Annotated in this window: 12 protein-coding genes; 7 read left to right on the top strand and 5 right to left on the bottom strand. The window is 45.1% G+C overall.

Features of this window, described 5'->3' with window-relative positions; translation table 11 throughout:
* The first annotated feature begins 16 nt into the window (after window positions 1–16).
* The 5 genes from arcC to ACQRCC_RS09600 all read left to right on the top strand — a co-directional run bounded on the left by arcC (window position 17) and on the right by ACQRCC_RS09600 (window position 5,203).
* A complete protein-coding gene (gene arcC, locus ACQRCC_RS09620) occupies window positions 17–952 on the top strand; it encodes a carbamate kinase (protein ID WP_427850602.1) in 936 nt (311 codons plus the stop codon).
* 28 nt (window positions 953–980) lie between these two features.
* Entirely contained in the window at window positions 981–2,594 is a 1,614-nt protein-coding gene (locus ACQRCC_RS09615; RefSeq protein ID WP_427850601.1) for an L-lactate permease, read from the top strand.
* 57 nt (window positions 2,595–2,651) lie between these two features.
* Entirely contained in the window at window positions 2,652–2,843 is a 192-nt protein-coding gene (locus tag ACQRCC_RS09610; protein ID WP_427850600.1) for a hypothetical protein, read from the top strand.
* A gap of 71 nt (window positions 2,844–2,914) precedes the next feature.
* The gene (locus tag ACQRCC_RS09605; RefSeq protein WP_427850599.1) at window positions 2,915–4,156 is read left to right on the top strand and encodes a M20 family metallo-hydrolase; all 1,242 of its coding nucleotides are present in this window, start codon (window positions 2,915–2,917) and stop codon (window positions 4,154–4,156) included.
* Window positions 4,157–4,198: 42 nt separating this feature from the next.
* The gene (locus ACQRCC_RS09600) at window positions 4,199–5,203 is read left to right on the top strand and encodes a FadR/GntR family transcriptional regulator (protein WP_427850598.1); all 1,005 of its coding nucleotides are present in this window, start codon (window positions 4,199–4,201) and stop codon (window positions 5,201–5,203) included.
* 51 nt (window positions 5,204–5,254) lie between these two features.
* Here ACQRCC_RS09600 and ACQRCC_RS09595 read toward each other — a convergent pair whose 3' ends face one another.
* Window positions 5,255–6,784 carry a hypothetical protein gene (locus ACQRCC_RS09595; RefSeq protein WP_427850597.1) on the bottom strand — a complete coding sequence of 510 codons (1,530 nt, stop codon included), beginning with the start codon at window positions 6,782–6,784 and terminating at the stop codon, window positions 5,255–5,257.
* Between the two features lie 211 nt (window positions 6,785–6,995).
* Here ACQRCC_RS09595 and ACQRCC_RS09590 point away from each other — a divergent pair, with 211 nt between their 5' ends.
* Window positions 6,996–10,142 carry an ATP-binding protein gene (locus ACQRCC_RS09590; protein ID WP_427850596.1) on the top strand — a complete coding sequence of 1,049 codons (3,147 nt, stop codon included), beginning with the start codon at window positions 6,996–6,998 and terminating at the stop codon, window positions 10,140–10,142.
* 44 nt (window positions 10,143–10,186) lie between these two features.
* Here the strand turns inward: ACQRCC_RS09590 and ACQRCC_RS09585 are convergent, their stop codons facing one another.
* The 4 genes from ACQRCC_RS09585 to ACQRCC_RS09570 form a co-directional block, all read right to left on the bottom strand.
* Window positions 10,187–11,410, bottom strand: coding sequence for a pyridoxal-phosphate-dependent aminotransferase family protein (locus tag ACQRCC_RS09585; RefSeq protein WP_427850595.1), 1,224 nt, complete (start codon window positions 11,408–11,410; stop codon window positions 10,187–10,189).
* 205 nt (window positions 11,411–11,615) lie between these two features.
* Window positions 11,616–12,128: a DUF4364 family protein gene (locus ACQRCC_RS09580; protein ID WP_427850594.1), complete on the bottom strand. Its 513-nt coding sequence runs from the start codon at window positions 12,126–12,128 to the stop codon at window positions 11,616–11,618.
* Window positions 12,103–13,059, bottom strand: coding sequence for a TIGR01212 family radical SAM protein (locus ACQRCC_RS09575; RefSeq protein WP_427850593.1), 957 nt, complete (start codon window positions 13,057–13,059; stop codon window positions 12,103–12,105). Before ACQRCC_RS09575 ends, ACQRCC_RS09580 begins: the two co-directional genes overlap by 26 nt.
* Complete coding sequence (locus ACQRCC_RS09570; RefSeq protein ID WP_427850592.1) at window positions 13,059–14,207, bottom strand: NAD(P)-dependent malic enzyme; 1,149 nt, start codon at window positions 14,205–14,207, stop codon at window positions 13,059–13,061. The genes ACQRCC_RS09575 and ACQRCC_RS09570 overlap by 1 nt, the downstream gene beginning before the upstream one ends.
* A 226-nt stretch (window positions 14,208–14,433) precedes the next feature.
* Here ACQRCC_RS09570 and rho point away from each other — a divergent pair, with 226 nt between their 5' ends.
* Window positions 14,434–15,747: a transcription termination factor Rho gene (rho, locus tag ACQRCC_RS09565; RefSeq protein WP_427850591.1), complete on the top strand. Its 1,314-nt coding sequence runs from the start codon at window positions 14,434–14,436 to the stop codon at window positions 15,745–15,747.
* The last annotated feature ends 20 nt before the right edge of the window (window positions 15,748–15,767 follow it).

The raw sequence follows: 15,767 nt of genomic DNA, 5'->3' as shown, positions 1-15,767 counted from the left end.
CGAAGAGGAGGCAGCTATGGAAAAGAAAAAAGTTGTCATTGCTCTCGGGGGAAATGCCCTTGGTAAAGACGTAGAAGAGCAGAAAGAAGCCGTTGCTAAGACTGCAAAGGTTATTGTAGATCTGCATGAGCAGGGATTAGATATTATCATTACCCATGGAAATGGACCGCAGGTAGGTATGATCCAGAATGCGATGGACAACCTGGTGGTAATGCATGAAAATTATAAACAGGTTCCGCTTCCGACCAGCGTGGCTATGAGCCAGGGATACATCGGTATCGATCTGCAGAATGCAATCAAGTATGAATTGTACAGCCGCGGTATCGACGGAAAAGTATCCACGATTCTGTCACAGGTGGAAGTAGACAAGGATGATGAAGCTTTCAAAAATCCGACAAAACCAATCGGAAGATTTCTGACAAAAGAAGAAGCAGATGAGAATGAGGCAAATGGCGTCCGCTGTATGGAGGATGCAGGAAGAGGCTACCGTGTGGTAGTCGCTTCCCCAATGCCGAAGAGAATCCGCGAGCTGGAGACAATCAAGACTCTGGTAGGTGCCGGACACATCGTTATTACATGTGGAGGCGGCGGAATTCCGGTTGTCAGCGAGAATGGCAAGCTGGTAGGTGTAAATGCAGTTATTGATAAAGATAATGCAAGCAGCCTTCTGGCAGCTCAGTTAGGTGCTGACTATCTGGTAATTCTGACGGCTGTTGAGAAAGTAGCGATCAACTATGGTAAAGAGAATCAGGAGTGGCTCTCCGATCTGACTGTAGATCAGGCAAAAGAATATATTGCCCAGGAGCAGTTCGCAAAAGGTTCTATGCTTCCGAAGATTGAGGCTGCAATCCGCTTTGCAGAGTCCGGAGAAGGACGTCATACGTTGATTACTCTGCTTGATAAAGCCGCTGCGGGAATCGCCGGCGAGACAGGAACCGTAATACATTCATAATAAAGCATGAGTAATTAGGAGATGGAACATGAATATACCAGTAAATTTATTTATGTGGATAATGGCATTTTTGCCGATTGTCGTACTTTTAGTATTAATGATGAAATTTCAGTGGGGAGCAACGGAGGCAGCTCCGGTTGGTCTGTTGATTACAATTTTTACAGGAATGGTCTTCTATAAGGCGGATATTACCCTGATCGCAGCGGAAAGTGCCAAAGGTATCTGGAATGCTCTGACCATTCTGATTATTGTATGGACCGCGATTCTGATGTATCAGGTGGGAGATGAGGCGAAAGCATTCCTGGTAATCCGTAACGGAATGAGAAAACTTCTGCCAAATGAGCTTCTGCTGGTAATCGCAATGGGATGGATTTTTGAGAGTTTTCTTCAGGGAATCACCGGATTCGGTGTTCCGGTAGCGGTAGGTGCACCGCTTCTGATTGGAATCGGAGTATCTCCGTTATGGGCAGTTATCATTCCGCTTTTCGGTCAGGCATGGGGTAATACTTTCGGTACCCTTGCGGCTGCATGGGATTCCCTTGCAATGTCCGCAGGACTGGCAGTAGGAAGTGAAGATTATCTGGTAACAGCATTTTGGACTGCAGCTTTCCTGTTTGTATGGAATGTGATTACCGGATTTGCAATCTGCTGGTTCTACGGAAAAGGAAAAGCAGTGAAAAAAGGTCTGGTGGCAGTCGTTATTATGTCTGTCATCCAGGGTGGCGGTGAGCTGCTCTTAAGCCAGATTAATACGACACTTTCCTGTTTTCTGCCTTCCTGTCTGTCACTGATTGTGTTATTATTACTTGGAAGGATGAAGATGTATCGGGAAGAATGGAGTATAGAGGACAGCCCGATCATGAACCGCGATTTCACACAGAATACGGGAGATGATCAGGGACCTGCGGACATGACTCTGGTCCAGGCGTTTGTACCGTACTTCCTCTTGTCAGCAATCACATTGATTGTTCTGCTGGTAAAACCGATTAATGAATTCCTGGGTAAGATATCATTTGGTCTTGCATTCCCGGAGACTTCTACCGGTTATGGATATGTGAACGCAGCGTCCGAGTGTTTCTCTCCGCTGGCACCTTTTACACATGCAAGTATGTTCCTTTTTGTTTCTTCTATCATTGGTCTTGTATATTATAAGCGCCATGGATGGATCAAAGAAGGCGGAGTGAAGAGAGTGTTTGTAAAATCAGTTTCTATGACGATGCCTTCCGGTATTGCAGTCATTGGTCTGGTCATCATGTCCAAGATCATGAGCGGTACAGGACAGACTGTGGTACTGGCAAATGGTATTGCCAATGTTCTTGGTAAGATATATGTAGTTCTGGCACCATTTGTTGGACTTCTCGGAACCTTCATGACAGGAAGCAACATGAGCTCCAACATCCTGTTTGGAGATTTCCAGATGACTACAGCAAATCTTCTGAATGTAAATGCACCTGCAGTTCTTGGTGCCCAGTCAGCGGGTGGTGCAATCGGAAGTGCAGTAAGTCCGAGTAAGATTATTCTTGGAACCACTACTGCCGGTATTCTGGGCAGTGAGGGTCAGGTGCTTAAGAAAATCCTCGGAATCACTGTTCCGGCTACCATTGCAATTGGTGTAATACTGTTCTTAATGGTGTGCATCTAGTACATCATTTGAGGGAACGCCGGAAGGCGTTCCCATATGAGATAGGAGACAGACAAGATGGAAAAGAAGAGTTTTTTTAAAACAAAAGAAGGCGGACTTACGATTGCCTTCATCGTGATTATGATCGCGTTCGTCATAATTATGGCGGGAGTTAATATGTCTAGTGATTTAGTGTGTCTGATTGGATTTTTGCTGATTGTTGCAGCAATGCTTTATTCGCCGGTCAGAGTGTATATTTTGAAAAAATAGATTGGGAAAATACATTTTGATAAAGGCAGAAGACAAAGAAACCAATTTTAGATGAAGAGAGGAAAAATCATATGGGTATTGAAGAAATTACAGGCAGAGTCGCAAGAGATCTGGAGCATTTGAAACAGTTTACAGCAACACCGGGAGACGGATGTACAAGACTTCCATTTACAAAAGAGGCACGTGATGCTGTAAATTTCCTGACAGAAACAATGAAAGAAGCAGGTCTTACCGTGCATGAAGATGCAGCTGGTAATGTAATCGGTGTGCTGGAAGGAGAAGATACACAGGCTCCATGTGTTATGATGGGTTCCCATTATGACTCTGTTATTAATGGTGGTGACTTCGATGGTATCGCAGGTGTTGTATGCGGAATCGAGGTTGCAAGACAGTTAAAAGAAAATGGAATTAAGCCAAAACGCAATTTTGTTGTAGTAGGTTTCTGTGATGAAGAAGGTATGCGTTTCGGAACAGGTTACTTTGGTTCCGGTGCAATGCTTGGAAACAGAGACGTAGAATACTGCAAACACTATAAAGATACAGATGGAATTTCCATCTATGATGCAATGAAGGGTTACGGACTGGATCCGGAAAAGATTCAGGATGCAAAATGGCCGGAAGGTTCTATTGGTCAGTTCCTGGAAGCTCACATTGAGCAGGGACCGGTTCTGGATGCAGAGAATATCGAGCTTGGTCTGGTAGACTGTATCGTTGGTATCCAGAGATACATGGTAACGGTACACGGAAGAGCGGACCATGCCGGAACAACTCCGATGGATATGCGTCTGGATGCTGTAGATGCAGCAACTAAGGTTATCTCCAAGATTGCCGACTGGGCAAGAGAGAAGGCTGACGGAACAGTTGCAACTACAGGATACATTAATACAGTTCCTGGTGGAATGAACATTGTAGCAGAAAAGGTTGAGTTCACGGTTGATATCCGTTCCAGCAAAAATGAGAATATCAATGATATCGCAAACAGAATCCGTGCTGCACTGGATCGTGAAGTGAAGGCTATGGGCGGAAGCTATGAGATCGATACAAAACTTGTGATCACACCGGTAGCTCTTTCTGAGGAAATGCTTCAGATCATGGAGGATGACTGTAAGGAAAGAGGATACAGCTACAAGAGAATGCCAAGTGGTGCAGGACATGATGCACTGGAAATCGGACAGGTAATCCCAACCGTAATGCTGTTTGTTCCAAGTAAGGAAGGAAGAAGCCACTGCCCGGTAGAGTTTACCAAGTACAGTGATTTTGCCAAGGCTACAGTTATTATGACAGGTCTTGCGGAGAAACTTCTGACCAGATAATTGCAACTGACGTTTGGCTGACGGAAAGAAATGGAGAATGCTATGACTGGTGAAACTTTTAGTCCTACATATAAAAAGGATAACATTCGTCTCCTGAGAAGGTATCTCAGACTGACACAAAAGGAATTTATCAATCAGTTTCTGGTTGATGAAGACGGGAAAGCATCTATGAGTATTGCCACGCTGTCCAATCTGGAGGCGAAGGGCGGCAGCAGGATCAATGAAGTGATTCTGGCTGTGTCAGAAAGCCTGGCAGTGGATTCCATGATTTTTTCCATGCGGCCGGAAGAATTTGCAGAGAAGATTGATATGTTGCTGCCAAGCAGGGCAGATACGGAGCATATTCGCAAAAACGGTATGAAGAAGGGAAATATTAACCAGCTTCTGTACCGGCTGACCATGTATTTTGCAGAGCAGATTTTTGAGAAAAAGCTGAAAAAAGGCGATAAGATTGAATCTGACAGGGTGCTGGCAGCAAAATTGAATGTGGGACGTTCTGCAATCAGAGAAGCACTGAAGGTTCTGGATGTTCTGGGTATGATAGATATCCGCCCGGGGCAGGGAACCTATATCAGCAGCAATGAAGCGAATTTCTTTGTTATACCTTTATCCTGGTCTTTATTCCTGAACGGAAGCCAGATTGACAGTATCATTACAGTCCGCAATCTGCTGGAGGTCAAAGCGGCAGAACTTGCGGCGGGCTGTAAGAAACAGGAATGTCTTTCGAATCTTTATAGCATATCACATAAGATTCAGCAGGCATATATGAGCCAGAATTATAAGGATTTTCTGGAAGCAGACCTGGAATTCCATGTGTGTATTGCGGAATGCTCCGAAAATCAGGTGATATACAGTATGATCCAGACCATCCGTAACCTGATGAAGCATGTGAGTGGAACGGGTATGGTGGACAGTGAACAGCTGAAAGAGATTTATGAAGAACATCAGAAAATATACGGTCTCATTCTGGCACAGGATGGTAACGGGGCTGCGGAAGCGATGAGAGAGCATCTGCAGAAATCCCTGAAGAGGTATAATTACAGGTAAAAATAGGGACGGTTCTCTGTCCGGCAACTGGCCGGACAGAGAACCGTCCCCTTATTTTGTCAGCTCCTGGATCAGAGTCCGGATCCTGGATTTGATCTTTTCCCGGTAGATTCCTTTATATCCGATCTGACCTGCCTGGCGGTATAAATATTCCTGACAAGACTGAACGATGATCGGGCGGTCGATCTCCATGAAGAGCGCTGGTGGTGTGTTTTTTACCAGTATGGCAGTACCGCCTTCTGCGGTGACCAGGTTAAATCGATATTGCGATTCGTCATCAACCGGGACAAAATGATAATTCTCATATTGGTCTAAAAGTCGGAGAATGTTGCGCAGATGAAGGATATAACGTTCCGGCGTATAGCAGGGCTGATTCGGCATAATCATGTATGGAAAAACCACGGGAATCTCTGTTGTCAGGATATCCTGTGCGGAGGGGAGTCGTGAAAGATCTACATATGTATTGGTTTTCAGACGATTTTCAAAAAATTCTCCGGAATCCATATAGAGTTGGTAAGTTTCCTTCAGGGCGCGATTATCTGTGCTGTTTATGCACTCTTCTAAAAGGGTGGATGGTGCAGTCTGTGCAGATAATGGTGAGACCAACTGTACAATATCTCCACTCTTGTTCAGAATATTTCGAAAGCATTTGCTGGCGGTGTCCGGATCAGAAAAGATCTTAAGCGCCGGGCGGCACTGAGAGAGAAGGGTATAAAATTCTCTGGTCAGGCCCTCGATCAATTGTGGATTCGTCGTCAGCAGGGTAATATGATCTGTATAATCAGGTCCCAGAGAGGTGGATACCATAGCATAGACACCCGGAAGAATCACCAGACCTCTGGAATAAAGGTTGTCACGGAGCCTGGGATAGTAGTAAGCTTCTACCTGGCCGGTGGCATACAGAGGAAGCCACTGGCGGATAGAATCCACACACCGGCTTAACAGATTCATGGAGGGCATAATCTGCCGGATCCGCATACCACGCTGAAGGGCGGACAAAAATTTCATCATAAAATCTTTGCGCAGTATATAATCATCCATAAGCCAGTCTACGGACTCATCTGACGTTATCAGAAGTTCTGATGAGTATACATTTTCTGTATACAACTGGAGAGACTGGCGGAAGGCCTCCAGTCTGCCGTTATCGCCAAAGAAAAACTGTGTTTCCGGCATGGCATGTTCCCTGGGAAGAACCAGATTTTCGGAAGCTACTGGTGGTACAGCTACATCCGATGGAGATACAGGCACATCGGCAAGTACATTTAACAGGCGGGATACAGGATCAGATTCTCCGCACAGCCACTGATACATGGCCTGTTCCATCCTTGAGACCGGAATATCCGAACGCAGCACAGGCATGTCCAGCATTTCAGCTATAGCCTGACGCTGATAGTCGGCAGAACAGTGGCGGGCAAAGTAAGCTGCCATTTTCTGGATATGAGTGTGATTCTGCGGCATTTTTCTACGTCCTGTACGAAGCAGGCTGATCAGAGAAGGATCTACAGAAATACTTGCTGCAAGCTCTTTGTTTGAGGTCTGTGTAATTTTCATTAAAAACTGTAATTTTTCCTGAAAGGTCATAATCCGATACCTCCGAGTTGTTATCTTGTTATTATGATACAATGGGGAAATAGATATTTCAACCATAGTGTGTCATAATAATTGACAAAAATTACAGTGTAATAACAGATGACAAAAATGGGGATGCAATTGAACATCAGTTGGATAAATGATAAAATATATGATTAGGAAAACCAGAAGTGTAATCTGTGAAGGCAGGGAGAGACGACATATGATAAGAAGTTTTGATAGTATAAATGTTGTACAGGATATTCTGCATGGGTCTGGAATCGGGTTGTGGAGTATAGAGTTTGACGGGGAAAATCCTCCCAGATTGTATGGGGATGATACGTTTTTTAAAATACAGGAGATGGATCCTGACCTTACTCCGGAGGAAAGTTATTTATTCTGGTATGGACGAATCGAACCATCTGATATCGGGAGGGTGAATGATACTGTTGAAAAAATTATTGGAAATACCTATGCCGAGGTGCAGTATTTATGGCTTCATCCCTCGAAAGGAAGGATCTATGTACGTTGTGGAGGCAGGCTTGATGATACATACCACAATGGAATACGTATGTATGGAACGCATCAGGATATCAGTGAAATCACACAGGAACTGATTCTGGAAAAAGAGAGAAATCAGACCATATTAAATGCGATTCCGGCGGGCATTGCTGTTCTTCGCTATGATCCGGATGGGCATATTGAACCGGAATTCTTTTCGGAAGGGTTTGCAGCTCTTTCAGGTATGACCCGGCAGGAGGCAGAGGAGATGTATGGGCAGGATGCCATGTCGGGTGTACATCCGGATGACAGGGAAAGGCTGGGAAAAGAGCTGAGTGATTTTTTCAGAGCCGGCAAAGAATCCATTTCTCTGGTCTATCGGCTGAGATATGGAAAAGACGAGTATGTTACGGTCAGAAACAACCTTACATTGATGCAAAGTGAGGATGGCATCATGAGGGGCTATGCTGTTTATCAGGATATGACAGAGGAGTTGAAGGAGAGAGAACTGCTCCGTCAGCAGTATAAAGAGCGAATGATTCAGCATTACTGTACAGAGGGACCGGATGTGCTGGCAGTGGGGCACTGTAATATCAGCCGGAACCGAATCGTGAAGATGATTGATTATACAGGAACAGGAGTGTTCGAGAGCTTTGGAAGTGATCGTGAAGTCTTTTTCCGGAAAGTGGCTTCTCTGATGGAAGAAGAGGAAGAGAAGAAAGAGCTTCTGAACAAATTTTTTAATTCTTCGGTGCTGCACGCATATGAAGAGGGACGAAAGGAAATGGTGCACCGTTTCTTCATTCGTCTGCCACATGAAGGGCATGGGCGATACGTGCAGTTTAAGGTAAACCTGATGGAGGAACCGGATACCGGAGACGTGTCAGGTATCCTGACCTTAACGGACGTAACAGAGCAGGTGATCAGAGAGAGAATGACACAGAAGCAGATTACAGAAAGTCCGTCCGTGATTATAGATGTAGATTTATACCAGGACAGGCATACCATAGTGAACGGAGGGGATTTAGTAAATTATCTCGGCTGGACGCACAGTTATTCACAGTATCTTGAGCAGGGCATCTTGAATCATGTAGTGAAGCGGGATAAGGATTATGTGGCAAAAATGATGAATCCGGAATTTATGCTCAGTCGGCTGAAAGAGGAAGGAAATTATGCATTTTCCTATTCCATAGGAGGGCCGGATGGAGAAAGCCTGGTCATGAACATGTCTGTGCAGGCAGCGGATCTCCGTCTTGGCCGGGTGTGGCTGGTCATAACGAATATTACGGATTCCATGCAGGAACAGAAAAGACTTCTGAATGTTATAACATATACATTTGATAAACTGATATTTGTCAACACTGTTACTTCTCATTTGATGGAGTATACGGTTGAGATGGTTCGCGAGAACCTTCCGCCCTTTGAAACGAAGGAATATGAAAAATTTCTGGAGGAACGGCAAAAAAATTACAGTGAGGGAGAGGATGGCAGAACACTGTTCCAGAAACTGGCGCTGCCAGAATTGATTTCCGAGCTCTCCGAGCATCCAATGGGGTATGATTTTGTTCTGCCGTTTCATGGTGAGCAGGGCGTGGAATACAAACAATTAAGTGTTCTGTGGGCAGATGACAGTCACAGAACGGTGTGTGTGGTTCGTGCAGATGTGACAGACATGATGGAAAAAGAAAAGAAAATCAAGGATGATCTCAAATATGCGCTCACCCTGGCGGAGAAGGCGAATGCGGCCAAGAGTACATTTTTATTTAATATGTCTCATGACATCCGTACACCAATGAATGCAATTTTCGGATTTACAGATCTGGCAGAGAAGCATATAGATGATAAAGAGGCGGTTAAAAAGTATCACAGCAAAATTAAGCACTCCAGTACAATTCTTCTGAAAATTATCAATGACGTACTGGATCTGGCTCGTATCGAAAGTGGTAAGATAGGACTTGAGCCTGTGCCAACTGACATTGGGGAAGAAATAGATGGAATCCGGGATATGTTTTCGGAGAGCATGAAAAAGGAAGGCATTCATTTTGATATAGAAACGGATATCAGAAATCCATTTGTCCTCTGCGACAGTCTGCGGATGAATCAGATTCTCATAAATCTCATCAGCAATGCCGAAAAGTTTACCAAAAGAAATGGAAAAGTGAAATTTTCGGTTACTCAGATCAGTGATGCGGAAGATGGCAGGGCGGATTATCGATTGGTAATACAGGATACCGGTATCGGTATGAGTGAAGAATTTCTGGAGCATATTTTTGATGCTTTTGAGAGAGAAAGAACGTCGACGGTGACTGGAATTCAGGGTACCGGGCTTGGACTTTGCATTGTCAAGAAACTGGTAGATATGATGGGAGGAACCATCTGTGTGGAAAGTAAGCCGGATGTCGGAACCGAAATCACTCTGAATATAACACTTCAGGTGGTTGAAGATATAGCTCCGTGCAGTGGCGAAAAGATGATGCATCCGTTTGACTTTAGCGGAAAACGAATTCTTCTGGTAGAAGATAACGAACTGAACAGAGAAATCGCATATGAAATCCTGTCCGGAGAAGGGCTTCTTGTAGAAATGGCAGAGAATGGAGCAGAAGCAGTAGATAAGGTGGCAGCTTCCGAACCTGGTTATTATGATGTGATACTGATGGATATCCAGATGCCAGTTATGAATGGATACGAGGCAACCAGGAGAATCCGTGGACTGTCCGATCCGGAATTGGCTCAGATTCCAATCGTTGCGATGACGGCCAATGCCTTTGACGAGGACAGAAAGAGATGTCTGGAGGCGGGAATGAACGACCATGTTGGAAAACCGATTGATGTCAATGTATTGTTCCGGACGCTGTCAGGTGCAATATAGCTAAAAAAGGGAGTGTCGCAAAAGCGACAGCTCCCTTTTTCTATCTATGCCTGCTTATATACATCGAGTGCTGCAGCAACAGCCCCTCCGGCAGGAACCTTCACATGATTCTGAATCAGGACTGCTTCCAGTGCTCCAAGGGTGAAGAGAATGTTGCGTTTCTGGCTGGAGTAACCCATATTACCGATACGGATGACTTTTCCGTCCAGAGGACCAAAAGAAGTAGCTACTTCAATGCCGAAGTCATTTAACATCTGACCTCTTAAGGTTGGTCCGTCAATTCCTTCCGGGATGTTGATGGCTGTTACGACCGGCATCTTGTGTCGGCGGTCTCCGAAGATGGTAAGTCCCATAGCTTCCAGACCTGCACAGAGTGCCTTGTCATTCAGATTGTGGCGTGCAAACCGTTCCTGAAGCCCTTCTGTCAGAATGCAGCGAAGTGCTTCATGAACTGCATACTGCATGCTGGTTGCTTCCGTATGGTGATTCAGACGGCGCGGGCTCCAGTAATCTTCAAGCTGTGCCAGATCCAGGTAATTGCTCGGAATTCCGGGAAGAGTTCCGTCTACATCATCACTGGTACGGATGCCTTTTTCTACTTTCTTTCTTGCGCGGACGATGTTGCTGATTTTATCATTATAGGTAATCAGTGCAGAACCAGACGGAGCAGAGATACATTTCTGTGTTCCGGCAATACATGCGTCCAGTCCCCATTCGTCTACACGAATGTCAACACCACCCAGAGTAGCAACCGTATCTACAATAAGCAGTGCGTCGTATTTTTTACAGATCTTTCCGATTTCTTCCAATGGCTGCATCATAGAAGTGGATGTTTCGCCGTGAATGCAGGCTACAGCTTTATAGCCACCTTTTTTCAGTTCGGCTTCGATTTCTTCCGGCTCAAATACCGTACCCCATTCTCTCTCAATCAGAGTAATCTCTGCACCGCATCTTTCCAGAATTTCAGATAACAGGTATCCGAAACGGCCGAATGCCGGGATTAATACCTTGTCACCCGGGCAGATTGCGCCTGTTAAAACAGTTTCCAGACCACCTCGGGAGGTAGTGTCTACCAGATAGGTTTCTTCATTTCTGGTCTGGAATAACTGACGGCTCATCTCCATAGTCTCTGTCATAAGAGCAGTGAATTCCGGGTCGAACTGTCCTAAAATATGTGCAGACATAGCTCGAAGCACACGAGGATCAGCCTCTACCGGGCCAGGTGTCATGAGTGTACGTGGTGACGGGTTGATTTCTTTAAATTGCATTGTACTATCTTCCTTCCTTTGTGCTTTTGTTTTAATATGGAGATATTATATATCATCAAGAAAAAATTACAATATATAGAATTGTATTTTTATAAGAACAAAGAGGAAAATCCAGTAAATAAAGGAAATTTTAATAATAAAAACATTAAAAACAACGGTAAAAAGTGGTTGAATAGAAAAAAATTAGTTAAAAAAAGCTCCTGTTTTACAGGAGCTTTGTCATAATCAGGGCGTATATTTCCTGATTCTTTTTATTCCAGTTGCTGACAACAGCCTCGGCTTCCGCTTCGGTAGGTACGGTGATGGTCAGGTCGATGAGTGGGAGTTCGTTTTCCATGACCTGACAACGGACGGAATACTCCATATTCGTATTACGGTAATAATCCGCTTTTACAGCAGTCTCATTTTTCAGGTCGTACTGTTTCTCCTGCAAAAAACGGTTGATATCATCCTGAATGGCAGGAGAAATATTATTTTTAAAGAATACCAGAGTCTCTGCGCCGTCTTCGGTGAGATGGAAGAAGGTGCGGTTGTGCGCCGCTTCCTCTTTTATAAAACCTGATTCGATCAATTCAGAGATGGCCTGCTGGAGTTTGAAATAGGTGGTGTATCCCTTGTCCAGAATAAACTCGGAAATCTGGGAATTCGTCAGAGGGAAATCCACCTTATTCAGCATATAAAGTACAATTAATTTATAAAGTGTCAGTGGTTCTGCCATAAGAACAGCTCCTTCCCTGCCAGATATTCTGGCGTTTAAAATATGCCTGCATCTGATTCAATACATTTCGCTTATTGCCGGTCCATTTCGGCTCGATGAGGAGTGATTTGGGACCGTCTCCGGTCAGCCTGTGAATAACAATATCCGGTCTCAGGTGACAGATGCATTCTCCAAGAAGATGAAAATATTCATCCATGGTCGGAATCCAAAATGGATGCTCCCGGTAATAATCCGCAAGATCTGTATACTCTAAAATGTGCAGGAGTTGAAGCTTTATTCCCTGGATATCCCGGGTATTCAGATAGTCAACGGTCTGAAGCATCTGCTGCGTGGATTCGCAGGGAAGTCCGAGAATAACGTGAACGATCACATCGATTCCGGCATGGCGAAGTCCTGTCAATGCATGTTCAAAGACGGGCAGATCATAACCGCGGCGGATGAATGCGGCGCTCTCCGGATGAATCGTCTGAAGCCCCAGCTCAACCCAGACGGGTTTTTTACGGTTCAGCCTATCGAGAAGAGCGAGAATCTCATCATTTAGGCAATCAGGGCGTGTGGCAATGGAAAGAATCCGGATATCCGGGTGTGAGATGGCCTCTGAAAATAATTTTTCCAGCTTCTCTGCCGGGGCGTAGGTATTGGTATAAGCCTGGAAATAGGCAATATAGCCATTCCCGGTGTGTTTTCCTGCCACCTGCTTTTTTCCTGCCTCTATCTGCTTTGTAATACTGAAAGAACGGTCGGAGGCAAAATCTCCGGAACCGCCTGCGCTGCAGAAGATGCAGCCGCGGGTGTCCAGTGTGCCGTCCCGGTTGGGACAGGTCATGCCTCCGTCCAGTGAAATTTTATAAAGCTTTTCACCGTAAGTGTGTTTGAGATGATAATCCAGAGAATGATAGCGCTTTTCGTCCCAGTACTGTACCTGCTCCATTAAATCAGAGCCTTTACAGCTTTGCTTACCACGTCTGCAACACGTGGATCGAAAGCTTCCGGAAGAATATTGTTTTCATTCAGTTTCTCATCCGGAACGAGGCCTGCGATTGCATGAGCGGTAGCAAGCTTCATCTCTTCTGTAATCTTTGTGGCACGTCCCTCCAGAGCTCCCTTGAAGATACCCGGGAAAGCCACTACATTATTTACCTGATTCGGGAAATCAGAACGTCCGGTTCCCACAACTCGGGCTCCGGCTTCCTTTGCCAGGTCGGGCATAATTTCAGGTACCGGATTTGCCATAGCGAAAAGAATGGAATCTTTATTCATGGATGCCACCATTTCTTTTGTGACAATATTCGGAGCGGAAACGCCTACGAAGATATCTGCGCCTTTGAGTGCATCTGCCAAAGTTCCTTTCTTTCCTTCCAGGTTCGTGACTTCCACCATTTTCTGCTGCATCCAGTTCAGATTCGGAGAATCTTTGCCGAGGATACCGTTAATGTCACACATAGTAACGTGACGGAATCCATAGGTGAGAAGAAGCTTTGTGATCGCAACACCGGCAGATCCTGCACCATTGACAACGACTCTGGCTTCTTCTTTATTCTTTCCGGTAACCTTCATGGCATTAATGATTCCTGCCAGCACAACAATGGCAGTTCCATGCTGGTCATCGTGGAATACCGGGATGTCCAGAAGCTCTTTTAAGCGCTCTTCAATCTCGAAACAGCGCGGTGCACTGATGTCTTCCAGATTGATGCCTCCAAAGGCAGGGGCAATATTCACAACCGTTTTGATGATTTCCTCTGTGTCCTGTGTGTCCAGACAGATCGGAACGGCATTCACTCCTCCGAATTCCTTGAATAACACAGCCTTTCCCTCCATAACCGGCATGGCGGCAAGAGGACCGATGTTTCCAAGTCCCAGAACGGCACTTCCGTCGGATACGACAGCTACGGTATTTGATTTCATGGTATAGGTGTAGGCAGCCTCCTTATCTTTAGCAATTACTTTACATGGTTCTGCTACACCGGGAGTATATGCGATCGCCAGGTCTTCCCTGGAGTTTACGTGCGCTTTTGCTACGGTTTCTAATTTTCCGTTCCACTCTTCATGCATTTTCAGTGCTTTTTCGTTTGTAGTCATTTTTGTTCCACCTTCCTATTTAAAATATAGAATAGATATAGATACCATCTGCATCGTTTATAATCATACCATTCCTGCATGTTCAAATCAATATTAAAAAAAGGGTTTGAATTTATATGGAAATGATGTATAATAACATAAAATTCAGTTATAAGTCATGTCAGACTGTGAATCCCACTGTAGAAAATAATAAATATATTCCATAATTAATGAAAGGATAGGATGTATGAGAGAAAAATATGAATCTCTGCCTTTGGCCACGCTCAAGGACCTTGCGAAGGCAAGAGAGATTAAAGGCGTCTCTGCAATGAAGAAAGCGGAGCTTGTTGAGCGTATGCTGGAAGAAGATGAGAGAGATAAGGAGAGATCCGCAAACACCGGAGATCGCGAAATACATGATATTGACCGTCTGGACAGCGGGATCACCGCGAATGGTATTCTGGAGGTTATGCCGGATGGATTTGGCTTTATCCGCTGTGCCAACTATATGCCGGGAGAGAATGATGTGTATGTGTCACCGTCCCAGATTCGCAGATTTAACCTGAAGACCGGAGATATCCTGGAAGGAAATACCAGGATCAAGACGCAGCAGGAGAAATTTTCTGCCCTTCTGTATTTGACAAAAGTAAATGGAATCCATCCTGCAATTGCGGCAAAGCGCCCTAATTTTGAAGACCTGACTCCGATTTTCCCTAACGAGAGACTGTCTCTTGAATGTGGAAAGAGCAGCACTGCCATGAGAATTATGGACCTGCTTTCTCCGATTGGTAAAGGACAGAGAGGTATGATCGTTTCACCACCGAAAGCAGGTAAGACAACCCTTCTGAAACAGGTGGCTCTGTCTGTGCGCAGGAATAATCCGGAGATTCATCTCCTGATCCTTCTGATCGATGAGCGTCCGGAGGAGGTTACGGATATCAAAGAAGCAATCGAGGGTGAGAACGTAGAAGTCATTTATTCCACCTTTGATGAACTGCCGGATCACCACAAACGTGTGTCGGAGATGGTGATCGGCCGTGCAAAGCGTCTGGTCGAACATGGCAAGGATGTCATGATCCTTCTTGACAGTATTACACGACTGGCAAGAGCATATAACCTGACTGTACCGCCGTCAGGAAGAACCTTATCCGGTGGTCTGGATCCGGCAGCGCTGCATATGCCGAAAAGATTTTTCGGTGCTGCGAGAAATATGAGAGAGGGCGGAAGCCTTACCATACTTGCTACCGCACTTGTGGATACGGGAAGTAAGATGGATGATGTGGTATATGAGGAGTTTAAGGGGACCGGCAATATGGAACTGGTTCTGGACCGTAAATTATCAGAGAAGAGAATGTTCCCGGCTATCGATATCCCGAAGTCCGGTACCAGAAGAGAGGACCTTCTTCTTACCAGAGAAGAACAGGAAGCAGTGGACTCCATGCGCCGCGCACTGAATGGCATGCGCGCGGAGGAAGCAGTGGATAATATCCTGAATATGTTCTCACGGACGAGCTCCAATAAAGAATTGATTCAATTGGTAAAAAAGACAAAATTAATATAGACAAACAGGGTTTTTTGTGA

The sequence above is a fragment of the Sporofaciens sp. SGI.106 genome (assembly GCF_050314255.1).
In the GTDB taxonomy this organism is placed as follows: Bacteria; Bacillota; Clostridia; order Lachnospirales; family Lachnospiraceae; genus Claveliimonas.
Note: the sequence above shows the minus strand (reverse complement) of the source record. Positions and strands in the feature narration are given on the sequence as shown.

Coding starts and splice junctions, on each gene's coding strand:
- ACQRCC_RS09615 (WP_427850601.1), top strand. CDS start 981: ATGAATATACCAGTAAATTTATTTATGTGGATAATGGCATTTTTGCCG.
- rho (WP_427850591.1), top strand. CDS start 14,434: ATGAGAGAAAAATATGAATCTCTGCCTTTGGCCACGCTCAAGGACCTT.
- ACQRCC_RS09580 (WP_427850594.1), bottom strand. CDS start 12,128: ATGGCAGAACCACTGACACTTTATAAATTAATTGTACTTTATATGCTG.
- ACQRCC_RS09600 (WP_427850598.1), top strand. CDS start 4,199: ATGACTGGTGAAACTTTTAGTCCTACATATAAAAAGGATAACATTCGT.
- arcC (WP_427850602.1), top strand. CDS start 17: ATGGAAAAGAAAAAAGTTGTCATTGCTCTCGGGGGAAATGCCCTTGGT.
- ACQRCC_RS09595 (WP_427850597.1), bottom strand. CDS start 6,784: ATGACCTTTCAGGAAAAATTACAGTTTTTAATGAAAATTACACAGACC.
- ACQRCC_RS09575 (WP_427850593.1), bottom strand. CDS start 13,059: ATGGAGCAGGTACAGTACTGGGACGAAAAGCGCTATCATTCTCTGGAT.
- ACQRCC_RS09605 (WP_427850599.1), top strand. CDS start 2,915: ATGGGTATTGAAGAAATTACAGGCAGAGTCGCAAGAGATCTGGAGCAT.
- ACQRCC_RS09590 (WP_427850596.1), top strand. CDS start 6,996: ATGATAAGAAGTTTTGATAGTATAAATGTTGTACAGGATATTCTGCAT.
- ACQRCC_RS09585 (WP_427850595.1), bottom strand. CDS start 11,410: ATGCAATTTAAAGAAATCAACCCGTCACCACGTACACTCATGACACCT.
- ACQRCC_RS09570 (WP_427850592.1), bottom strand. CDS start 14,207: ATGACTACAAACGAAAAAGCACTGAAAATGCATGAAGAGTGGAACGGA.
- ACQRCC_RS09610 (WP_427850600.1), top strand. CDS start 2,652: ATGGAAAAGAAGAGTTTTTTTAAAACAAAAGAAGGCGGACTTACGATT.